The 24,701-nt window shown below is 34.1% G+C and carries 15 protein-coding genes, 1 tRNA gene and 2 pseudogenes; 4 read left to right on the forward strand and 14 right to left on the reverse strand.

What is annotated here, in order from left to right; translation table 11 throughout:
- Window positions 1–147: 147 nt before the first annotated feature.
- The 8 genes from AC0L5U_RS12480 to AC0L5U_RS12515 all read right to left on the reverse strand — a co-directional run bounded on the left by AC0L5U_RS12480 (window position 148) and on the right by AC0L5U_RS12515 (window position 11,991).
- A complete protein-coding gene (locus AC0L5U_RS12480; protein ID WP_473416730.1) occupies window positions 148–1,941 on the reverse strand; it encodes a cytochrome c oxidase subunit I in 1,794 nt (597 codons plus the stop codon).
- Window positions 1,942–1,967: 26 nt separating this feature from the next.
- Window positions 1,968–3,041 (reverse strand): cytochrome c oxidase subunit II, encoded by a 1,074-nt coding sequence (locus AC0L5U_RS12485; protein ID WP_473416732.1) that lies wholly within the window; start codon window positions 3,039–3,041, stop codon window positions 1,968–1,970.
- A gap of 30 nt (window positions 3,042–3,071) precedes the next feature.
- Window positions 3,072–4,460: a quinol:cytochrome C oxidoreductase gene (locus AC0L5U_RS12490; protein WP_473416733.1), complete on the reverse strand. Its 1,389-nt coding sequence runs from the start codon at window positions 4,458–4,460 to the stop codon at window positions 3,072–3,074.
- A gap of 20 nt (window positions 4,461–4,480) precedes the next feature.
- A complete protein-coding gene (locus AC0L5U_RS12495; protein ID WP_473416734.1) occupies window positions 4,481–5,035 on the reverse strand; it encodes a c-type cytochrome in 555 nt (184 codons plus the stop codon).
- Window positions 5,036–5,044: 9 nt separating this feature from the next.
- The gene (locus AC0L5U_RS12500; RefSeq protein WP_473416735.1) at window positions 5,045–5,578 is read right to left on the reverse strand and encodes a DUF3341 domain-containing protein; all 534 of its coding nucleotides are present in this window, start codon (window positions 5,576–5,578) and stop codon (window positions 5,045–5,047) included.
- Between the two features lie 9 nt (window positions 5,579–5,587).
- Entirely contained in the window at window positions 5,588–7,330 is a 1,743-nt protein-coding gene (gene nrfD, locus AC0L5U_RS12505; RefSeq protein WP_473416736.1) for an NrfD/PsrC family molybdoenzyme membrane anchor subunit, read from the reverse strand.
- A gap of 28 nt (window positions 7,331–7,358) precedes the next feature.
- Window positions 7,359–10,625: a TAT-variant-translocated molybdopterin oxidoreductase gene (locus AC0L5U_RS12510; RefSeq protein ID WP_473416737.1), complete on the reverse strand. Its 3,267-nt coding sequence runs from the start codon at window positions 10,623–10,625 to the stop codon at window positions 7,359–7,361.
- A 73-nt stretch (window positions 10,626–10,698) separates the two neighbouring features.
- Complete coding sequence (locus tag AC0L5U_RS12515) at window positions 10,699–11,991, reverse strand: c-type cytochrome (RefSeq protein WP_473418286.1); 1,293 nt, start codon at window positions 11,989–11,991, stop codon at window positions 10,699–10,701.
- Window positions 11,992–12,212: 221 nt separating this feature from the next.
- On the opposite strand from AC0L5U_RS12515, the gene AC0L5U_RS12520 reads away from it, so the two are divergent.
- On the forward strand, window positions 12,213–12,596 hold the full coding sequence (locus AC0L5U_RS12520; RefSeq protein WP_473416738.1) for an SPOR domain-containing protein: 384 nt from the start codon (window positions 12,213–12,215) through the stop codon (window positions 12,594–12,596).
- A gap of 82 nt (window positions 12,597–12,678) precedes the next feature.
- Here the strand turns inward: AC0L5U_RS12520 and infB are convergent, their stop codons facing one another.
- The 3 genes from infB to rimP form a co-directional block, all read right to left on the reverse strand.
- Window positions 12,679–15,432, reverse strand: a complete 2,754-nt coding sequence (infB, locus tag AC0L5U_RS12525) for a translation initiation factor IF-2 (RefSeq protein WP_473416739.1) — start codon at window positions 15,430–15,432, stop codon at window positions 12,679–12,681.
- A 74-nt stretch (window positions 15,433–15,506) separates the two neighbouring features.
- Entirely contained in the window at window positions 15,507–16,739 is a 1,233-nt protein-coding gene (gene nusA, locus AC0L5U_RS12530; protein ID WP_473416742.1) for a transcription termination factor NusA, read from the reverse strand.
- Window positions 16,740–16,752: 13 nt separating this feature from the next.
- Window positions 16,753–17,214, reverse strand: coding sequence for a ribosome assembly cofactor RimP (rimP, locus tag AC0L5U_RS12535; RefSeq protein ID WP_473416743.1), 462 nt, complete (start codon window positions 17,212–17,214; stop codon window positions 16,753–16,755).
- A 134-nt stretch (window positions 17,215–17,348) separates the two neighbouring features.
- Here rimP and AC0L5U_RS12540 point away from each other — a divergent pair, with 134 nt between their 5' ends.
- Window positions 17,349–18,173: a universal stress protein gene (locus AC0L5U_RS12540; protein ID WP_473416745.1), complete on the forward strand. Its 825-nt coding sequence runs from the start codon at window positions 17,349–17,351 to the stop codon at window positions 18,171–18,173.
- Window positions 18,174–18,411: 238 nt separating this feature from the next.
- On the opposite strand, the gene AC0L5U_RS12545 is transcribed toward AC0L5U_RS12540, so the two are convergent.
- Window positions 18,412–18,484: transfer RNA gene (locus tag AC0L5U_RS12545), tRNA-Gln, on the reverse strand.
- A gap of 215 nt (window positions 18,485–18,699) precedes the next feature.
- On the opposite strand from AC0L5U_RS12545, the pseudogene AC0L5U_RS12550 reads away from it, so the two are divergent.
- Together AC0L5U_RS12550 and AC0L5U_RS12555 are read left to right on the forward strand one after the other, a co-directional pair.
- Window positions 18,700–22,029, forward strand: a pseudogene (locus AC0L5U_RS12550) (glycosyltransferase family 117 protein).
- Window positions 22,030–22,045: 16 nt separating this feature from the next.
- Window positions 22,046–22,707 (forward strand): annotated as a pseudogene (locus AC0L5U_RS12555) (polysaccharide deacetylase family protein).
- Between the two features lie 290 nt (window positions 22,708–22,997).
- On the opposite strand, the gene AC0L5U_RS12560 reads toward AC0L5U_RS12555, so the two are convergent.
- Window positions 22,998–23,294 (reverse strand): thioredoxin family protein, encoded by a 297-nt coding sequence (locus AC0L5U_RS12560; protein ID WP_473416747.1) that lies wholly within the window; start codon window positions 23,292–23,294, stop codon window positions 22,998–23,000.
- 55 nt (window positions 23,295–23,349) lie between these two features.
- Complete coding sequence (locus AC0L5U_RS12565; RefSeq protein ID WP_473416748.1) at window positions 23,350–24,582, reverse strand: metallophosphoesterase; 1,233 nt, start codon at window positions 24,580–24,582, stop codon at window positions 23,350–23,352.
- Between the last annotated feature and the right edge of the window lie 119 nt (window positions 24,583–24,701).

The following is a 24,701-nucleotide window of genomic DNA, read 5'->3' on the forward strand; positions in this document are numbered from 1 at the left end:
ATCGATATTTTCCGACTGCAATTTAACTGATTTTTTTGTATTTCATCGTGTTTTTTGAAATATTTTTGTATTTCATCGATAAAAAAGTCTTTTAAACAGGAAAACCCACCTTATAGGTGGGTTTTATTTTGTAAGATATGTATTATATTAATGCTGCAGTTCCTCTTCTCCGTCTTTTAGTGGAATATTCTGAGGTACAAAGTCAACATCATGACCAGGCTTACTGTAATCATAAGCCCAACGGTAAACATGAGGAATAGCTCCTGGCCAGTTTCCGTGCATATGTTCTACAGGAGCTGTCCATTCAAGAGTGGTAGACCTCCATGGGTTTTGTACCGCTTTCTTTCCGAAGAAAATACTACTAAAGAAATTGTATAAATAAACGATTTGAACGACACCACCAACTAAAGCGAAAATGGTAATAATTACATTTACGTTTGCTAAATCATCAAATAATGGAAAGTTACTATTTGTATAATATCGACGTGGTAAACCTGCCATACCTATAAAGTGCATTGGAAAGAAAACACCATAAGCACAAACTGCAGTTATCCAAAAGTGGATATAACCTAAGTTTTTATTTAGCATGCGACCAAACATTTTAGGATACCAATGATAAATTCCAGCAAACATTCCGTAAAGCGCTGAAATACCCATTACTAAATGGAAGTGAGCTACAACAAAATATGTATCATGTACGTTAATATCTAACGCAGAATCTCCAAGTATAATACCTGTTAAGCCACCTGTGATAAATGTTGATACAAAACCAATCGAAAATAACATCGCAGGATTCATCTGCAAATTACCTTTCCAAAGCGTAGTTATCCAGTTGAATGCTTTTACCGCAGATGGAATAGCAATTAGTAATGTTGTAAATGTGAATACAGACCCTAAGAATGGATTCATTCCTGAAATAAACATATGGTGACCCCATACTATGGTTGATAGAAATGCAATTGCTAAAATAGAAGCAATCATTGCACGATACCCAAATATAGGTTTACGTGAGTTTGATGCCATTATTTCAGAAACCAGACCCATTGCAGGTAATATTACAATATATACCTCCGGATGTCCTAAGAACCAAAATAAGTGTTCGAACAATACTGGTGATCCACCTTGGTAATGTAATACTTCACCTTGAATAAATATATCTGATAAGAAGAATGATGTTCCAAAACTTCTATCCATGATTAATAATAAAGCTGCAGATAATAATACTGGAAACGATATAACACCAATAACTGCTGTTACAAAAAATGCCCAAATAGTTAATGGTAACCTAGTCATAGACATTCCTTTTGTTCTTAAGTTAATAACAGTAACTATATAGTTAAGCGATCCCAATAAAGAAGAAGCAATAAATATAGCCATAGACACTAACCATAAAGTCATACCCATACCTGATCCACCTTGAGCTAATGGCAAAGCACTTAATGGTGGGTAAATAGTCCATCCTGCTGCTGCAGGTCCTGCCTCAACAAATAAAGAAATTACCATGATTACACTTGACAAGAAGAATAACCAATAAGAGACCATGTTTAAAAAGCCTGATGCCATATCACGTGCTCCTATTTGTAACGGAATTAAAAGGTTACTAAACGTGCCACTTAAACCAGCTGTTAATACAAAGAATACCATAATAGTACCATGTATAGTCACCAATGCTAAATAAATATCAGCATCCATAACGCCATCTGGAGCCCATTTTCCTAATAATGCTTCGAAAAGCACATTTGGTTCTTCTGGCCATGCGATTTGCATACGGAACATCATAGACATTATTACACCTATAACTCCCATAATTGTACCTGTAATAAGGTACTGCTTTGCAATCATTTTATGGTCTTGACTAAAAATATATTTAGTCACAAACGTTTCTTTATGATGATGTCCGTGATCGTCGTCGTGGTCGTGAGTATCTGCGTGTGCTGACATAATCTTATATCGTTTTTCTTTTTGTATTAGTTAATTAAAGAGTTCTTGAATGCTTTTTGTTCTGCAATCCAAGCATCATATTCTTCCTGAGATTCAACTACAATTTTCATTTGCATGTTGTAATGGGATTTTCCACAAATCTTATTACATAACAATAAGTAATCAAACTCATAGCGTTCTAAAGCATCTTCTCCTTTAGCTACTAATGCTTTACTATTCTCTACTCTTATTTCATTAATTCTTTTAACCTTGTCTTTCATTTCTTGGGTTTCACGCATCTCAACAGTTGTTTTTGTTGGCGTAAATCCAAATTGCGTTATCATACCCGGAACACAGTTCATTTGTGCTCTAAAGTGTGGCATATAAGCTGAATGCAATACATCTTGAGAGCGCATTTTAAATAGAACAGGTCTTCCAACGGGTAAATGTAATTCTGTAGTAATCACATCATCTTGAGCATTTGGATCAGATTCATCTAAGCCTAAAATATTTGCGCGATCTATATCAATTAATCTAACATTAGATTTACCTAAAGTATTATCTGCACCACCATATCTAGCTTTCCAGTTAAATTGTTGTGCATATAATTCAACTACTAAAGGATCATCACTTTCATCAACACCCATAATGTTAATCCAAGTATTTAATCCGTAGATAATTAAACCCGCTAAAACTATTACAGGAATAATAGTCCAAATAAATTCTAACTTATTATTATCAGCAAAGAATAAGGCTTTCTTTCCTTTTTCGCCTTTATATTTAAAAGCAAAATAGTGTAATAAAAACTGAGTTACTGTTTGTACAAAGAAAATAAGAATCATGGAAATCCACATCAAATTATCAATGGTTGGACCATGTTCTGATGCAGAGTTAGACATTAATGGCAAATCACCATATTTTACAACACATACAATGGTTATGATATAGATGAATGCCAAAAAGCCCATCATTAAATACCCATTTAATGTATTATCCTTATCGGTAGCAACACCAGCAGTTGAGTCTTCGCTTTTAGCTTGTGCTAAATCGAAAATCTTTACCATCTGCCAAATGGCTATTAAAATAAATACTAAAACTATAATTGTTAATAAAGCAGTCATTGTTGTCGGTCGTCTTTATTTATAACTTAATTAATAATGAAATTCTTCACTCTCTTTTCTTAAAGGATAACCTTTTACAAGAAGAGGTGCCTTTGTTAAAGCTGTGAATACTACAAAAATAAATAATCCAGCAAATAGTAAAACAGAACCTATTTCAGGAATTCCAATAAACCATCTATCCCCTACTGTTGCAGGCATTATCATATTGAAAATATCTATATAATGTCCAAATAATATTACTAAACCTGCCATAACTACAAACCAAGGAATACGTTTGTAATCGGCATTCATTAACATTAAAATTGGGAACACAAAGTTCATCACTACCATACCTAAGAATGGTAATTTATAATCTTGGAAACGTGTTACAAAATAAGTTACCTCTTCTGGAATATTTGAATACCAAATTAACATGAACTGTGAGAACCATAAGTATGTCCAAAAAATACTAAAAGCAAACATAAACTTAGCCACATCATGTAAATGGTTTTCATTTACAAACTCTAGGTAATTTCTAGATTTTAAGTAGATAGTAATTAATGCTATTACTGTAATTCCACTTACAAACATACTGGCAAACACATACCATCCAAATAATGTTGAAAACCAATGCGGATCTACACTCATAATCCAATCCCAAGACATCATAGATTCAGTATAAATAAAGAATACTAAGAATCCAGCAGCAATTCTGAATGACTTTTTAAAGTTGCTTCTATCATCGGAAGTATCTTGAGCAATTGAAAATTTACGTGAAAAATGTCTGTAAGCTGACCATCCTCCAATAAATATTAAACCTCTAATAATGAAACCCCAAATGTTTAACCATCCTGTTTTTCCTTGAATTAACTTATCATGAGCAACAACTTCAGGATCCATCCAAATGAATATATTATTGTGTCCAATAAAGTGAGAAGCAACAGCAATACCTAAAACTATTAGAGCACCAGGTAATAAATAAGAAGTTATCCCTTCCATTACTCTAAATAATACTGGAGACCATCCTGCTTGAGATGCAATCTGAATCGCATAGAATGCTAAAACACCTAATGCAATCATCATAAAGAAAAATGCTGCTACGTAAAGCGCAGACCAAGGTCTGTTTGCTAATTGGTGCTGAACATGTTCTACATGTTTTGCATGGGCATCTACCTCTCCATGAGCGCCGTGAGCTTCTTCTTCATGTCCATTCTCATCATGAGAATTAGTGGCATGATTATCTTCTGCATCTGCATCATGTCTTGGTGCAGCATGAGCAGCCTCTTCTCCATGACCACCATGATGTGCTTCTTCAGCTAACATGTGCTCAACTTCTTCAAAAGATTTATGAGATGTCATAAAACCATATCCTACACCTAATACGCCTAAAACAATTAGTATGATAGAAAATGTCTTTAATTTATTTGAAAATGTATACATATCTATATAATCTTATCTTCTTACTTTTCTAAATCTGATTTTAACTTCAAAACATATGCGACAACTTGCCAACGTTCTTCTTCGTTTAATTGATTCGCGTAACTACCCATTGCATTTTTACCGTAATAAATAGTATGGTAAATACTTCCTTCATTAATTGCTCTACCAGCATCATCATAACTTGGAATACCCAATATCTTTTCTCGCTTTACCAATTTGCCTTGTCCGTTACCTTTATTACCATGGCAAATGCCGCAATAAATATCATATAACACTTTTCCTGTTTCTAAATCTACGTCATCAGCTGACAATGGACTTTTCAGCGTCCCTTTTGCTAAATCATACCCAGCGGTAGAATTTTCTATATCAAATGGCACAAAACCTCTTGGAATAGTACCTTCAACTGGTGTTCTTGCTTCCATTCCATTTACAAACATATCGTTTTCGCCGTAAGTCTCATAACCAACAGATTCATACATGTTTGGCATGAATTGGTAATTTGGTGCTGTATCTTTTTTACAAGATACTGCAACGAACACAACTGCTATTACTAATATTTTAATCAAGCTTTTCATATAACTATATTAATGCGCTTCTTTATCAACTAAATTAATTTCTACTGCTCCAGTTTCCGCTAACAAGCTTTCCAATTCACTTTCATTTCCATGAACAGCTACTTCCATTAAGAAATGGTCATCAGTAGTTCTTGGATCAGGATTCTCAGCTTTTTTGAATGGCCACATTCTACTTCTTAGATAAAATGTAATTACCATTAAGTGAGCTGCAAAAAATACTGTAAGCTCAAACATAATTGGCACAAAAGCTGGCATGTTTTCTATGTAACTAAAACTAGGTTTACCACCAATATTTTGTGGCCAATCTTCAATCATGATAAAATTCATCATCACAATTGCAACTGTTAAACCTACCAAACCATACATAAAAGCTGTAATAGCAATACGTGTAGGCTCTAAGCCCATAGCTTTGTCTAGTCCGTGAACCGGAAACGGTGTATATATCTCTTCAATGTGATGTTTTTCTGCCTTAACCTTTTTAACGGCCGACATTAAAATATCATCATCTGTATAAATAGCGTGAATAACTTTTGAAGCTTCCATTGACTATATTTAGTTTATTAATTTTTTAGCTTGTCCAGACCAATCATCACGTTCTGCTCTTCCTGGGAAAGAACCTGTAATTTCATCTAGCAAGTCGTATTCTTTTTTCGTCATCTTACTTACCTGTTCGTAAGTATAAATACCAATACTGTTTAGTACTTGTTCCATTTTAGGACCAATACCACTAATCACTTTTAAATCATCAGCAGTTTGAGTATCAGCATCAAAAGCACCAATACTTCCTAAAAGATTACTTACTTTCTCAGAATTATCATCTTTAGAAGGCGCTTCAACTTTGGCTTTGGCAACAGGTTTTACAACAACATTACCTGATGTTCTAGCATCTGCTCCAGTTCCTACCAAACTATCTCCTCTTTCTCTAATGTTTTTATAACGCTCTCCAGACGATTTTAAAATCGTTTTAACCTCTGCCTGTGCAATCACAGGGAATGTTCTAGAATATAACAAGAACAATACAAAGAAGAATCCTATGGTTCCGATAAATATTCCAATGTCTACAAATGTTGGCGAAAACATTGTCCATGAAGATGGTAAATAATCTCTATGTAAAGAGGTTACAATAATTACAAATCGCTCAAACCACATTCCTACGTTTACCACAATTGAGATAAAGAATGAGAACATAATACTTGTTCTTAGTTTCTTGAACCACATAAATTGCGGGGAAAACACATTACAAGACATCATCATCCAATATGCCCAAACGTAAGGTCCTGTTGCTCTGTTTAAGAATGCATATTGTTCGTATTCTACACCAGAATACCAAGCAATAAACAACTCTGTAATATAAGCCACACCAACTATAGAACCGGTAATCATGATTACTATGTTCATTAACTCAATGTGTTGTACTGTAATATAATCTTCAAGGTTACACACTTTTCTCATGATGATAAGAAGTGTGTTTACCATTGCAAATCCTGAGAATACCGCACCAGCAACAAAGTATGGTGGGAATATTGTTGTATGCCACCCTGGAATAACTGATGTCGCGAAATCAAACGATACAATAGTATGTACAGAAAGTACTAAAGGTGTTGCTAAACCTGCAAGTACCAATGATACTTCTTCAAAACGCTGCCAATCTTTTGCACGACCTGACCAACCAAAACTTAATAAAGAATATATTTTCTTTTGAAATGGTTTGATAGCTCTATCACGTAACATGGCAAAATCAGGTAATAAACCAGTCCACCAGAATACTAATGATACCGATAAATATGTTGAAATTGCAAATACATCCCAAAGTAAGGGCGAGTTAAAGTTTACCCATAATGATCCAAATTGATTTGGAATAGGTAACACCCAATAGCCTAACCATGGACGACCCATGTGAATAATTGGGAATAAACCTGCTTGCACTACCGAGAAAATTGTCATCGCTTCTGCAGAACGGTTAATTGCCATTCTCCATTTTTGACGGAATAATAATAGTACCGCAGAAATAAGTGTTCCTGCGTGACCAATACCTACCCACCAAACAAAGTTTGTAATATCCCAAGCCCAACCTACGGTTTTATTCAAACCCCAAGTACCGATACCTGTTGATATGGTATAAATGATACATCCAATTCCCCAAAGAAAAGCGGCAAGTGAGATACCAAAAACTATCCACCATTGCTTATTGGCTTTTCCTTCTACAGGTGCTGCTACATCCACAGTAACATCGTGGTATGATTTTTCCCCTGTAACTAAAGGTCTTCTAATAGGTGCTTCGTAATGAGACGCCATAATTATATAATTGATTCTTTAATTAGATTTATGCTTCAGTTGTATTTCTCACTTTAGTATGGTACTGCACATTAGGCTTAGTACCAACACTTTCTAATAAGTGATACATACGATTATCTTCTTTAAGTTTTGCAACTTTACTGCCTTTATCATTGATGTCTCCAAAACTCATTGCTCCATTACTACACGCTGCTGAACAAGCCGTTTGGAATTCTCCATCTTTAATTTGACGACCATCACGTTTGGCATCAAGAATTGTTTTTTGTGTCATTTGAATACACATAGAACATTTTTCCATCACACCTCGAGAACGTACTACAACATCTGGATTTAGTACCATGCGTCCTAGGTCATCATTCATGTAGTAATCAAACTCATCATTTCCATTGTACAAGAACCAGTTGAAACGACGTACTTTATATGGACAGTTATTTGCACAATATCTAGTACCTACACAACGGTTATACGCCATATGGTTTTGACCTTGACGACCATGTGATGTTGCTGCCACAGGACATACAGTTTCACAAGGTGCATGGTTACAATGTTGACACATTACTGGTTGGAAAGCTACTTGTGGATTATCAGTAGGATTTTCTAATTCTCCAAATCCACCTAATGAACCACTTTCTCCCCATAATCCAGAGAATTCTTCTTTTTTAGTATCATCATCTGCAAATGTTTCTTCAGATGAATAGTATCTATCAATACGTAACCAATGCATATCACGGCTGCGACGTACTTCAGTTTTACCAACTACAGGTACATTATTTTCAGCATGACAAGCAATCACACAAGCACCACATCCTGTACAAGCATTTAAATCGATTGATAAGTTAAAGTGATGGCCAATTGAACGATCAAATTCATCCCATAAATCAACATCTGGAGATGTTACTGGAGTTTCTTCGTGATTTAAAGATACAGTAGGTACTTTATTCCATACATCCCTATCTTTCGTATTAAAAATTTCTAACGTAGTTTCTTTGATGATGTCTCCACGACCCATCAACGTATTTTGTAATTGCACACAAGCAAATTCATGTTCTCCAGCCGCAGCTTCAACAGTCACAGATTGCGTAGTATTGAAGTTTTGGTATAATGGATATGCATTTACACCTGTTTGCATTTCTTCTTTTAAACCTAGTGTTTTTCCGTAACCTAAAGCTAAACCAACTGAACCTTTTGCTTGCCCAGGTTGAATGATTACAGGAGCAGTTAGAGACACACCGTTAACATTAACAGTAGCATAACTACCATTCAATGCTCCAGTAGCTACATGAGTATTTTCTAAACCTAAGGCATCCGCATCAGCTTTAGAAACTGTTAAGTAATTATCCCAAGATGCTCTTGTAATAGGATCTGGAAACTCTTGTAACCATGGGTTATTGGCTTGTTGCCCATCTCCCATACCTACTTTGGTATATAATGTTAACTCTAAACCTTCAGATTTAGTAGAAGACGCTAATGCTTTTGCAGCACTTGCCCCTCCAACAACACCAGCTATCGCTGATGAACTATTCCCGTTGTTTATTCTTTTAGAAGATGTTGAAGTAACAAACTCATCTTTGTCTTCATCTTTGATACCAACACCTACAGCAACATCATGGATTATACCTCCTACTAATGTTCTTTTCTTTTTATCTTTTAATGATGTTGAAGTTGTTTCAACAGTTTCAAATGCATTTCCGTTTGTACCGTTTGATGAACCATATACAAATACACCATCATGTAATGCTTTGTTAAATGATTGTCCGCCTAATACACTAGAACTCCATGTAGCTTTAATGTAATCATGGTAAGAACTATCGTTTCCAGTCCACTTTAATAGAGCGTCTTGAAATTGTTTAGTATCAAATAAAGGGCGAATAGCCGGTTGAATCAACCCGTAATGTCCTTTTTTCAATTCTACATCACCCCAAGATTCTAAATAATGAGGGGCTGCAGCTATATATTGCGCTTCAGAAGATGTTTCATCTTCTTTTAAAGAAAAAGCAATTGATAATTCTGTTTTCTTTAAACCTTCCAAGAAATCGGCAGCATTTGGTAATGTATATGCTGGATTAACACCACTCATGATGATGGCTCCAACTTTACCTGCCTTCATATCGCCAACTAATTGCAGTACCGCTTTATCACTTCCTTGTCTTGTTTTAATTGGTGTAGATGGATCAAATGCTTTACTATTTAAAGAAGCGTTGATTTCTAAAGCTATTGTTTGTGCATTCACATCTTGAATACCTGTAACTACAACACCTTTGCTTCCAGCTTTTTTCAATTCAGAAGCAGCTTTTTGAACAGCAGCATTAATATGGTCTGGTAAATCAGTAGCAACTGCACCACCAACTACTAAACTGTATAATTTCGCTAATGCCTGTTTTTGTTGACTTGGAGTTAATGGCACACGCTTATCTGCATTTGCACCAGTAAGCGACATATTAGCTTCAAACTGAATATGACGTGACATTTTCCCGTGATCTGGAACTCTATTTTTAGAGTAACCTGAATCAAAGCCTCCTCCTTGCCAATCTCCTAAGAAATCAGCACCAACAGAAACAATAGTCATTGCTTGTGAAAAATCGTAATTGGCTAATCCGCGTTCTCCATATTTTGCTTGATAAGCATCCAAAGCAGCAGATTCAGAAACTGCATCATATTCAACATGACTTACATTTCCGTATTTTTCAGAAAACTGAGCGACTAATTTATTTGTAGATGGGCTAGCATAAGTTTGTGTTAATAACACAATTGACTTATTTGCTGCCGCAACGTTTGTTAAAGCTTTAGTAGTTTCAGCATCAAAATCACTCCAAGAAATAGCCTCTCCCCCTTTTGTTGGACCTTGAACTCTTAAACTATCATACAACCCTAAAACAGAAGCATTTACTCTAGCGTTTGCACTACCATTAGTAGCAGCTAAAGCATTATTTTCTATTTTTATTGGACGACCTTCACGAGTTTTTACTAAAACACTTGCAAAATCAAATCCATCAGCAATTGTAGTTGCATAATAATTGGCAACACCTGGAATAATCTCTGTGGGTTGCACAACGTAAGGAATCGATTTTTTTACTGGCCCTTCACAAGCTGCCAAAGAAGCTGCAGCTGTTGTAAAACCAACATATTTTAAGAAATCACGACGTGTAGTAGATGTTGACTCTAATGTTTCTTTATCACCTAAAAATTCATCAGTAGGAATTTCTTCTACAAATTCGTTTTGTTTTAGCGTCTCAACAATAGAGCTATTCTCGTTTAGCTCTTCAACACTTTTCCAGTATTTCTTGTTTGATGACATATTGTTTACTAGTTATTAGTTGTTAGTTATTAGTTGTTAGAATTTCTTCAGAACTAAAACTTTTTCTTTTTAATTAATAATGACACTTACCACATTCTAAACCACCCATTTGAGCAGCCGTTAAATTCTCAACGCCATACTTTTTAGATAACTCTTCATGAATCTTTTCGTAATACGCATTATCTTTTACGTTTACATCAGTTTCTCTGTGACAGTTAATACACCATCCCATAGTTAAAGGCGCATGCTGATACATAATTTCCATTTCCTCAACAGGACCGTGACATGTTTGACATTCAACCCCAGCCACAGTTACGTGTTGTGAGTGATTGAAATATGCAAAGTCTGGTAAGTTATGAATACGCACCCATTTTACTGGACTAGATTCTCCTGTATATTTTTGATCGGCATCATTCCATCCTGCTGCTGCATATAATTTTTGGATTTCACCATCATAAAATTCCTTAGAATATTCTGGAGATGTTTCTCCATTGTATTCATAAATTGATTTATGACAGTTCATACAAACATTCAACGAAGGAATACCTGATGTTTTACTAACTCTAGCTGAAGAGTGACAGTATTTACAATCAATACCATTATCTCCAGCATGTATTTTATGTGAAAAGTGAATTGGTTGTACTGGTTGATACCCTTGATCTACACCAATTTGAGATAAATACCCATAAACAAAATAAGCACTTGACAACAAAAAGAAGATTGCAACCACAATCATTAAAAACTGATTTTGTAAAAATGCTTTCCAAAGTGGTGTTCTTTGAGAACCCTCAGGAACATCTATACCTTGAGCAGATGCAAAACGACGTAATGTTTTATTTACTAAGTACAAACCTGCGGCTAGCAAAATAAATAGAATTGCTAATGCACCTAAGATGATTTCGTTTGAAATGCCTCCTGATGAAGCTGATTGGCCAACAACTTCAGTTCCAGGAACTGGTGTCGGAGGAGCTGTAGGCTCTGCAGCTGTATATGCTAAAATATTATTTAAATCATCATCAGATAATTGTGGAAACGCTGTCATTGCAGCTCCTCCATATTCATTATAAATCTTGTTAGCGTATGCATCACCAGACTTAATTACGCCTGCACTATTTCTAATCCATGCATAAATCCAATCTCTATCTAAACCTTGTTCATCTGCCAATCTAGCTTCTACATTACGTAAAGCAGGGCCTGTCATTTTTTTATCTAACTTATGACAAGCAGCACAATTTGCATTAAATAAAGATTTCCCTTTTGCTGGATCGCCTTCTTGAGCCGAAAGTGATGTTGTAAACGCTAATAATACAATTAAGCTTAAACGAAGAATAGTATTGCTTAATCTACGGTGTATCACCTGTTTCATATTGTTGGTTATATTAACTTCTAAACTTTGGTATGGTTTTTTCATTAAACAATTGAAAAAACACAGTTATAAAATCTCTGGCAAAAGTAATATTAAAAGTCGATTTGAAAAATGTTAGGGAACTGTTAATTGCTAATTTAGAGAAATTCTAAATAAGAAAACGTCTATGAGTTACGTTTATATCGTATACATTTGCATAAGATCAATAAATAATGAATTACATGAATTTAAAAAACCTTTCACTAACAGCTATATGTTTAGTATTACTATCATTTTACAGTTACTCTCAAGAAGGTAAAGTAACTGTAAATCAAGATAAAAGGATTACAGAATTGTTGACTTTAAAAAAGGAAATGAATAGGAACGAAACCGATTCTAGACGCTATAAAATACAAGTGTATTCTGGGAGTCGTTCTGGAGCTCAAAATGCTCAAAAAGATTTTGCAAATTCTTATGGTCAATGGCGACCTGTAATGCATTATGAAACTCCAAATTTTAAGGTTTGGGCTGGGAATTTTAGCACAAGACTGGAAGCCGATCGTGCTTTGAAAAGAATTAAACGCAAATTCCCTGCAGCTTTTATTTTTAAACCGAAGAAACGTTAATATTTAAACTTAAATATATAAATATAAAAAAGCGAACCAATTTAGATTGGTTCGCTTTTTTGTTTGGAAATAGAACTATAAATTATTTCAACTTTTTCTTAACTTCAACTTCATGGAACGCTTCAACTATATCGCCTTCTTTAATGTCATTATAGTTTTTAATTTGCATACCACAATCGTAACCTTTAGAAACTTCTTTAGCATCATCTTTAAATCGTTTTAACGACGCTAATTCTCCAGTATATACAACTACACCATCCCTAATTAAACGAATACCTGAATTTCTAAAAATCTTACCGTTAGTAACCATACAACCTGCAATACTTCCAATTTTAGAAACTTTAAATATTTCTCTAATTTCGGCAGTACCAGTAATTTCTTCCTTAACTTCTGGAGACAACATACCTTCCATTGCATCCTTAAGGTCGTTTATCGCATCATAGATAATTGAGTATGTTCTGATATCTATTTCTTCTTTATCAGCAATATCTCTTGCATTTCCTACAGGACGTACATTAAATCCAACAATAATAGCATCGGAAGCTGAAGCTAACAATACATCACTTTCAGTAATTGCTCCAACACCTTTATGCAAAATGTTAACTTGAATTTCTTCAGTTGATAGTTTTTGGAAAGAATCTGTTAATGCTTCAACAGAACCATCCACATCACCTTTAAGTATAATATTTAACTCTTGGAAATCTCCAAGTGCAATACGACGTCCGATTTCATCAAGCGTAATATGACGTTGAGTTCTTACAGATTGCTCACGTTGTAATTGCGCACGTTTTGTAGCTATTTGTTTTGCTTCACGCTCGTCTTCAAATACATTGAATTTATCACCTGCTTGTGGTGCACCATCTAATCCTAGAATAGATACTGGCGTTGAAGGTCCTGCAGCTACAACATCATTCCCACGTTCATCGTGCATTGCTTTAACCTTTCCACTATGCTGTCCAGCTAAAACATAATCTCCAACTTTTAAAGTACCAGCTTGCACTAATATTGTTGATACATAACCTCGACCTTTATCTAAGAATGCCTCAACAACAGTACCAATTGCTGCTTTTTTAGGATTAGCTTTTAGTTCTAGCAATTCTGCTTCTAACAATACTTTTTCTAACAATTCTTTTACACCAGTTCCCACTTTAGCTGAAATATCATGAGACTGTATTTTACCACCCCAATCTTCAACTAATAAATTCATGTTTGCTAAACCTTCTTTAATTTTTTCAGGATTAGCTGCTGGTAAATCAATTTTATTTATAGCGAAAACAATAGGCACACCCGCAGCTTGTGCATGCGAAATAGCTTCTTTAGTTTGTGGCATAATATCATCATCAGCTGCTGCAACAATAATAGCAATATCTGTTACTTGAGCACCACGCGCACGCATGGCTGTAAAGGCTTCGTGACCCGGTGTATCCAAGAATGCGATTTTTTGACCGCCTTCTAATTGTACACCATAAGCACCAATATGTTGCGTAATTCCACCAGATTCTCCAGCAATTACATTCTCTTCACGTATGTAATCTAAAAGTGACGTTTTACCGTGATCTACGTGACCCATTACTGTAACAATAGGTGCGCGAGATTCTAAATCTTCAGGCTTATCTTCTACCTCTTCGATAGCTTCTTCAATATCGGCAGTTACAAATTCTACTTTAAAACCGAATTCTTCTGCAACGATAGATAATGTTTCAGCATCTAAACGCTGATTCATTGTTACCATCATTCCTAAAGACATACATGCTGAAATGATTTCAGTAACCCCAACATTCATCATGGTAGCCATTTCACTAGCCGTAACAAACTCTGTTACCTTAAGAATTTTGCTTTCTGCTGCTTCTAGTTGTAAATCTATTTCAGTTTGTTCTCTGTGCTTATCTCTTTTATCTCTTCTGTTTTTAGCACCACGACCTTTGTTAGATTTACCTTGTAATTTTTCAAGTGTTTCTCTTACTTGTTTTTTTACATCCTCTTCACTAGGCTCTTCTTTTACAATATTTCTTCGACCTTGACCAGGTTTCCCCTTGAACCTATCATTCCCACGGTTTCCTGGACCTCTATTTTGTCCGTTTCCACCACCTGGACCAGCTTTACTAATACGGCGACGCTTTTTCTTAGGGTCGCTCGCTTTTGCATCTGGTTTTTTATCTTCTTTCTTCTTTTTTGGCTTATTGAATTTTGATAAATCAATTTTATCTCCTGCAATTTTAGGTCCTGAAAGCTTTTTGTATTGTGTTTTTACTTCTTCCTCTGGAGTTACCAATTCTCCATCGATAAGCACCTGTTTAGGATCTTTCTTTGGAGTCTCTTTTTTGGCTTCAACAGCAGGTCTTTCAGCAACTGGTTTCTCATCAGCTTTAGGAGTTTCAGTTTTAGCAACTTCCTTTTTAGCCTCTTCTTTTACAATCGGCTTTTCAGCTTCAACTGATTTAGTTTCAGCTGGTTTTTCTTCAGCTTTCTTACCATCTAAATCTATTTTTCCAACAGTTTTTGGACCTGAAAGAGATTTAGAAGCTTTAACCACTTCTTCTTGTTGCGCTTTTTCTCTGGCTTCCTGAGCTTTTTGCTTTTCTTCTAGTTCTTTTTCACGTTTAATACGTAAATCTTCCTTTTCTTTTAGCTTAGCTTCGCTTACCGCTTGCGATTTCATTTTCTTATTCGCATCTGTTTCAAATTCATCTGAAAGAATATTATAAGTCTCCTCAGAAATCTTTGTAGTAGGACGCTTTTCAATTTCCACGCCTTTGGAATCTAAAAATTCCACAGCACGGTCTAAAGAAATGTTCAACTCACGTAAAACTTTATTTAATCTAATTGTATCAGCCATAAATTGCCTTTAAAATCTCAAATATACTATGAATACCTATTCAGTTCCAATTTCTTGGAATATTGAATTGGTATTTAATCTTCGAATTCTTCTTTTAGAATTCTAATAACATCATTAATTGTTTCTTCTTCAAGATCGATTCTTTTAACCAAATCTGCAACATCTTGTTCCAATACACTTTTTGCAGTATCTAATCCAGCTTTACTGAATTCTGCGATAATCCAATCTTCTATTTCATCAGAGAATTCTCTTAATTCAACATCTTCCTCGGCACCTTCTCTAAATACATCAATTTCATAACCAGTTAATTGACCAGCTAAACGAATATTGTGTCCACCTCTACCAATCGCTTTACTTACTTCTTCTGGTTTTAAAATTACCTCTGCACGTTTTGTTTCTTCATTCAATTTAATTGAAGTAACACGTGCAGGACTTAATGCTCTTGTAACAAACAACTGTTCGTTATTTGTATAATTAATCACATCTATATTTTCATTACCTAATTCACGAACAATACCGTGAATTCTTGAACCTTTCATCCCCACACAAGCTCCAACTGGATCTATTCTATCATCATAAGAATCTACAGCTACTTTTGCTTTTTCCCCTGGAATCCTTACTACTTTTTTAATAGTAATTAAACCATCAAATACTTCTGGTATTTCTTGTTCGAATAATTTCTCTAAGAATACAGGAGAACTTCTAGACATAATTATTGTAGGTTTTGCTCCTTTAAGCTCCACACTATCAATTACACCTCTTACGTTATCTCCTTTTCTAAAGAAATCTGATGGAATTTGTCTGTCTTTTGGCAATACAATTTCATTCCCTTCATCATCCAACAAAATCACAGCTCTGTGACGAATGTGATGTACCTCAGCAGTATAAATTTCGCCTACCAAATCTTTAAATTGTTTAAAGATTATGGTGTTATCGTGTTCATGGATTTTAGAAATTAGATTTTGGCGTAATGCTAAAATAGCACGTCTTCCTAAATCTATTAACTTCACTTCTTCAGACACATCTTCACCTACTTCAAAATCTGGCTCAATTTTTTGAGCTTCAGATAACGAAATTTCTTGATTTGGTTCTTCTACTTCTCCATCGGCAACCACAACACGGTTTCTCCAAATTTCCAAATCTCCTTTATCAGGATTTACAATAATATCAAAATTATCGTCATCTCCAAATTTCTTTTTTAAAGCACTTCTAAAAACATCTTCTAGAATTGCCATAAGTGTAACACGATCAATAAGTTTATCGTCTTTGAATTCTGAAAAAGATTCAATTAACGCAACATTCTCCATATCTCTACTTAAATTAAAATTTTATCATAACTTTTGCTTCTACAATATCACTATAAGCAATATTTGCTTGCTTTTGTACTGTAACCTTACCTTTTCCAACAGGTTTAGGTTCTCTTGTTTTCCATTCTAAAAGAATGGAACTATCGGTAGCTTCGGTTAAAATACCTTCTAATTTTTCAGAATCTGTTTTAACACTCAGCGTTCTATCAATATGCCTTTTGTATTGTCTTTTATTTACAAGTGGCGCTGTAGCACCTGCAGACATTATTTCTAGAGAAAAATCTACGTCTTCTCTATCTAAATTATGTTCAATGGCTCTGCTTATAAACATACAATCTTCAACCAACACGCCATTATCGCCATCAAGAATGACTTTAATGTGATTTGCTTCATTGATGCTAAAATCTATCAAAAACAAATCTGGGCGTTCGTTCAATCCGTTTTCTAATAAATCTTTTACTGTATTTCTAAACATTTTTAGTATAAAAGAGGGGACTTTCCGTCCCCTCATATTCATTTTTTTGCCTTTCAACGCTGCAAATATAATACTTTATCTTGATTATTAAAGAATTAATCCTTATTTTTATTAAGCACACATCTCCCAGAATTATGAAAAAAATATTAGTCCCTACCGATTTTTCTGAACAAGCTGAAAAAGCTTTAGAAGTAGCAGCCCAATTAGCCAAACAACATAATTGCGAAATTTATTTATTAAATGTGCTAGATCTTCCCTTGCATGAGGTAGATCCTTTAAAAACCTATCGGGATTTACCTGAGGCTGTATTTTTTATGAAATTGGCACATAAAAAGTTTGAAAATTTAATGAACAAAGACTACTTAGAAGGTATTACAATACATGAGAATGTTGAATTTCATGATATTTTTAAAGGTATTTACCATGTTTGCCAAAAGAACGACATTGATTTAATTATCATGGGCTCTCATGGTGTGAGTGGATTTAAGGAGTTACTTATTGGCTCTAATACAGAAAAAGTGGTACGTACTTCTGAAGTACCTGTTTTAGTGGTTAAAAAAAGACACGAAACGTTTAAGATTGAAAGTTTTGTCTTTGCTTCTGATTTTAAAGAAGAATCTAAAGTGCCGTTTTTAAAAGCTTTAAAATTTGCTGAATTATTTAAAGCAGAAATGCATTTATTAATGGTAGTTACAGCCAATAAATTTGTTACCACTACAGAAGCGAAAGCACGAATTCAAGGGTTTTTGGATACAGTAACTCATAATTATTGTAGCATTCATATTTATAATGATGAAACTATTGAAAAAGGCATAATGAATTTTTCTGAGTCTGTAAATGCTGATTTAATTGGTATGAGTACTCATGGCAGACAAGGATTATCTCACTTTTTTAATGGCAGCATTAGTGAAGATTTGGTAAACCATGCGCGTAGACCTGTGGTTACTTTTAAGATATAGAATCTCTTGCAAGGGTGTAAAGTTATCTGAAATTCGAATATTGACACTTCAAAAACTTGTAATCATGATATGGTAAATGAAAAAAATAGCAGATAAGTCCATTAGGGATTACACAAAAAAGCCCACATGAAGGCACGACCAAGGACTTACAACTTAAAACCCGACCCTTATGTTAACGCCCAAATTATTAAAAACAAAAAGTCCTCACTTTAAAAGTAAGGACTTTATTCAATTTCTGTTGGCCTACTAGGGCTCGAACCTAGACTCTTTGGTACCAAAAACCAACGTGTTGCCAGTTACACCATAGGCCAATTTTAATTGAGGCTGCAAATTTAGTATAAAGTTTTATTTTTACAAGTATTTTTTTGAAAAATATCCCACCTCGATTAGTACTATTCATTTTTTTTTAAGTTTCTAGTATAATCTGGTTGCTAACTAAAGCGTTAATGTTAACGGGAGTATAATATTTATTCTTGTTTCATATTTATATATTAAATTCGCCAAACCAAACAAATACAAATTTTAGATGCTAGATTTTAATTTTAAAAAATGGAACACCATTTTAGGTTGGTTCTCTTTTTTAATTGCCTTGACAACTTATAGTTTAACAGTTGAACCTACGGTTAGTTTCTGGGATGCTGGAGAGTACATATTAACTTCAGCTAAATTACAGGTAGGCCACCCACCTGGAGCACCACTTTTCCAAATGCTTGGTGCTTTTTTCTCAACATTTACTTTTGGTAATAACGAGGCTATTGGCTTGATGATGAACATGATGAGTGCCGTAGCTAGTGCATTTACCATTTTATTTATGTTTTGGACCATTACGTTGCTTTTACCAAAGTTAGTGGTTAATTTAAATCCTGAAAAAAGAAAAATTCTAAATTATCTAAACAACAGTACATTGCTGTTTTAGGTAGTGGTTTGGTAGGTAGTTTGGCGTTTACGTTTACTGATTCGTTTTGGTTTAATGCAGTTGAAACCGAAGTTTATGCGATGGCAACTTTAATTATGTCTGCCTTGTTTTGGTTGGCATTACGTTGGGAACAAGATATGGATAAACCTCGTGGAAACCGTTGGTTAATAATCATTGCGTTTGTTATTGGACTTTCATTTGGGGTACACTTTATGGGATTACTAACTATTCCTGTAATTGGGCTTATCTACTTCTTTAAAAACTATAAAACAGTTACTGTAAAAAACTTCATTGTTGCAAATGTTGCTTCGGTGGCTATTTTATTATTTGTATTTAAATTATTGGCACCTAATATTCTTAAGATTTTTAGTGTTTTTGAGATTTTCTTTGTGAATAGTATTGGGTTACCTTTTAACTCGGGATCCATTATTGCAGGATTACTTTTAGTTGCTGTTATTTTTTATGCATTACGTTATACAAGACAAAAAAATTATGTGCATTTAAATACTGGAATTTTATGTTTAACCTTCGTAATTATTGGGTTTTCTACGTGGTTAATGTTACCTATTCGCGCTAATGCTAATGTGGTAATTAATGAAAATAATCCGTCAAGTGCTAGAGAGCTTCTAGCTTATTATAATTTAGAGCAATATCCTGAAACGCATTTGTTTTATGGTCCTCAGTTTACAGATCAATATGCATATTTAGACGACAACAATCCTTATATAGATGATAAACCTAAATATGAAAAGGATGAAGACAAAGGCGAATATGTTGTTGTAAATACATGGAAAAACGCAAAACAGAACTACAATTCTAAGCATGCATCCATTTTACCTAGAATGTGGAGCGGTGAACATGCTGAAAACTACATGATGTTTACTGGGTATTTAAATTTTAATTTGAAGCCCGATTACCAAATGCAAAACGAATTGCGCAAAGTAGTTTCTGACTTTAGAAAAGAAGTGATGCAAGGTAATGTGGATTATGATGATTATAACAACTTCTTAAAACGTTACAAAAGTTATATTGATATTGAAAAACCTGATTTGGTTAGCAATATTAAGTATTTATTTGAATACCAATTGGGATACATGTACTGGCGTTATTTTATGTGGAATTTCACAGGACGGCAAGATGATATACAAGGAAGATACGACAACAATGGAAATTGGATAAAGTGGTATAAAACTTATTGACGAAAAACTTTTAGGTTACTCTCAAGATAATTTACCTAGTGATGTAAAAAACAATAAAGCGCGAAACACATATTACTTTTTCCCGTTAATTTTAGGGCTTATTGGTATGTTTTTCTTATTAAATACTGATAAAAAACGCTTTTGGGTGATGCTTGTGTTTTTCTTGTTCACAGGAATTGCAATACAAGTGTACACCAATGTACGTCCGTTTGAACCTCGTGAGCGTGATTATTCGGTAGTTGGCTCTTTTTATGTGTTTGCTATTTGGATTGGTTTTGGGGTGTATGCTATTTATAATGCTTTAAAAAACGCGCTTCCAAAAACATTAGTTGCTCCTATTGTAACTATTGTTTGCTTAGTTTTAGTGCCTGGGATTTTGGCAGCAAATAACTGGGATGACCATGACCGCTCTGGAAAATACACAGCACAAGCTATGGCAAGAAAATATTTAGATTCCTGTGCCGAAAACGCCATATTATTTACCATTGGCGATAATGATACTTTTGCACTTTGGTATGCCCAAGAAATTGAAGGTTATAGAACCGATGTTAGAGTTGTAAACACCAGTTTATTTCAAACTGATTGGTATATTGACCAAATGAAACGTAAAGCTTATGAAAGTGATCCAATACCGTCGCAACTTGAACATGATGATTATAAATATGGCACAAACGATTATGTGATTATAGAATCGGTAACAAAAGATACTTTAGATTTAAAGTATGCCATAGATTTTATACAAAGTGATAATCCTAAAACAAAATATAAATACATTTTACAACAACAAGGTGTTGACATATCTGTGCTAAGACCGCAAGATTTAAATAATAGCTATTTGCCAACGGAATTTATACGTATTCCAGTAAATAAAGAGAATGCTTTAAAACATGGTATTGTAAAGTCTGAAGATGCCGATAAAATTGTACCTCATATTAATATTAAAATAGCATCAAGTGCTCTATATAAGAATAGATTATTAATGCTAGATATTGTTGCTAATAACGATTGGAAACGCCCTATTTATTTTACCGGAGGAAGTTTTGGAGACGATGATTATCTATGGATGAAGGACTATTTACAGTTAGATGGCATGTGCTACAAGTTAGTCCCAATTAAAACAGAAGTTGATAGAGCAAATCCTTTTGATATGGGACGTGTAGATACCGATATCATGTATGAAAAAGTCAAAAAATGGAACTGGGGTAATAGTGGTAGTACAGATATTTATCACGATCCTGAAACCCGCAAAAACTCTATTACTTATCGTGGAAATTTAGCACGGTTAGTAGAACAATTGATTAACGAAGATAAGCCTGAAAAAGCTGAAGAAATCGCAGATATCGCCATGAAAAACATGCCTGTTGAATACTTTGGTTATTACACCTTATTAGAACCTTACATTGGTGCGTATTATGAGGTTGGCAGTAAAGAAAAGGCACAGGAACTCTATTTTGACGTAAGCAAAAAATATCAAGAAAATTTACTGTATTACAGCACTTTAACTCGAGACAATCAAGAACGTTTATTTGAAGAGGTGTATACCGATATCCAACGTTATAAAGGTTTGATTGATGTTTTGGTTCGCTATGATACTGAACTAGCAGAAAAAGAAGGCGAGACCTTTAATAATTACCTTAGGAAATTCAAATATTTTTATGGTGATGAAGATGATGCTATCGAAAACGAAACAGATATTGACGTTCCGTTAGATAGTAATGCGCCTATTGAAGCTGTAGAATAAAATTTAAGGCATATCCTTGATACCTGTAAAAACACCTAAAGTTATTAAATCTTTATTTCCAAACTATGTTTGGAATATTGAAACTTCCGAAAAGGTAATTTACTTAACTTTTGATGATGGTCCCACACCTGAAATTACAGAATGGACTCTAGATATTTTAAAACAATACAATGCAAAAGCTACGTTTTTTGTATTGGCACTAATGTTGAAAAATATCCCGAGATTTTCAAGAAAACTATTCAATCTGGGCATACCATAGGGAATCATACACAACATCATATTAAAGGGTGGAAGAGTAAAAACTCAGATTACCTTGAAGATGTGTCGCATTGTGATGCGGTTTTTAAATCTCAAATTCCGAATTTAGGAAACGTAAAATTATTTCGTCCGCCATATGGAAAAATCACTTCTAACCAAGGCACATCATTACTTGAATTAGATTACAAAATAATCATGTGGGATGTTTTAGCTTTTGATTGGAAACAGAGTATATCCAAAGAAGAATGTTTAAACAACGTGATTTCAAAAACTAAAAGCGGAAGTATTATTGTGTTTCATGATAGTGTAAAAGCTTCAAAAAACATGCAATATGTATTACCTAAAGCTTTAGAGTATTTTAGTGAAATGGGGTATCGGTTTGAGGGTTTGAATGTTTTGAATAAGGGTTTTAAAATTTAGAAGAATGCTTGGCTTTGTATATGATTCAATATATATTCGTTTAGCGTAGGATATAAAATCACTTCCTTTAAAACAACAGGGCAATATTTTGAAAAAAATGCAAAAAAGAATATTTGGAAAATTAATAATAGAAATATCAACGCCTTAAACAAACCACTACAAAAAAACTTTAAATTAAAAACACAAAGCTAGTAAACAAAGGCATTAGGCATTGAACGGCATATCAAGAGCTCCCGACACAGGAGGAGCGAGTAGTGAAAACCTGACCTTTTTAGGGTAAAAATATAAATTTAAATGTACTCTTGAATAATACCAATAAGTGTATTGGCGTCTTGCTCGCCACTTTGTCGCCATTTCATTTCGCCGTTTTTGTAAATAATTAATGTTGGCAAGCCTTTTACACGTAGTGCATCGGAAAGTTCTTGGTTTTTTTCAACATCAATTTTAATGACTTTAGCTTTGTCGCCTAGGGCAGCTGCAACATCTCGCAACACAGGGTGCATTGCGGTAGATTGTTCGTTCCATTCTGCATAAAAATCGAACAGAACAGGAATTTCAACATCAATTAGTTCCCCAAATTTTGACATAATCTTAATGCTTAAGTTAAAAACATTGTATTACAAATATAACATTTCCATGCAATTATGAACTATGTGTGTCTTTTTTAAGCTCTATTACTGTGATTTCCGGCCAAATTCCAACACGACCAGGAAAGCCTAAATACCCAAAACCTCTATTTACATTTATATATTGTCCCATTTGTTTGTAAATACCTGCCCAATATTTATAACGCCATTTTACAGGACTCCATTTAAACCAACCTGGTATTTCAATGCCAAATTGCATACCGTGTGTATGCCCGCTTAGTGTTAAGTGATAGTGGTAATCATCATCAATTACTTCTTTTTCCCAATGTGATGGGTCGTGACTTAGTAATATTTTAAAGTCATTTTTATGAATTCCAGAAACTGCTTTCTTTAAATCTCCTGCTTTTTTAAAACCTCCTGCTCCCCAATTTTCTACACCTAGTATAGCTATTTTTTCTCCATTCTTCTCAATATATCTGCTTTCGTTAAGCAACACATCAAATCCTATTTGCTTTTGAATGGCTTTTAAATGTTCTAGGTTTTTACTTTTCGCCACTTTTGAATCCCATTTTACATAATCGCCATAATCGTGATTTCCTAAAACAGAAAACAAACCATCTTTAGCCTTAAGTTTACTAAAAATTTCTACATACGGTATCATTTCTTCAGCTACATTATTTACCATATCTCCAGTAAACAAAATCACATCGCTTTCTTGCTCATTTATTAAATCTACTGCGTAATTTACTTTATCAATATTATCAAAACTTCCAGAATGGATATCACTTATTTGAGTTAATGTATACCCATCAAAAGCTTCAGGTAAATCCTCAAAACTTAGCGTATATTTTAATACTTTGAAATTGTATTTTCCTTTATACATTCCATAAAGAATGGCTCCAAAAGGTATCGCAGCAATTCCAAGTGCAATTTTTGAAATAAATGAACGACGCGAAGGCATGTATTTAATATCGGTATTTGAACCCTCAGTAAAATAACGAAATATTGCTTGTGGAACTCTAAAAACATCTTCGGTAAACATTAGTCCTAGTACTACCATTTTAGGTACTAATAAAGCTATAAAAAAACCAAACGCATAGGCTTGGGGATTCCCAAAATCGCTTCTTGTTAATCCATAGAATTGATAAATAAAATTACCAAGTACCAAAAGCGTAACAAACCAATACGCTAAACTTAACCAAAGGCTTTTAGAAACTACCCTAAACGCTTGAAATGCGTAAATATCTATGATAATAAAAATAAGTATGAAAATAATCCAGCGCAACATGTTTTTTGATCAAAGATAGCGGTATTCAAAATTAATATTTAAAAAGTGTAAGTTATTTAACTATTGATTAAGAAATTATACATTTTCCTTAGGTAGTACTACATATAGAAAATCCTTTC

Source organism: Jejuia sp. G7-7, from assembly GCF_055808955.1.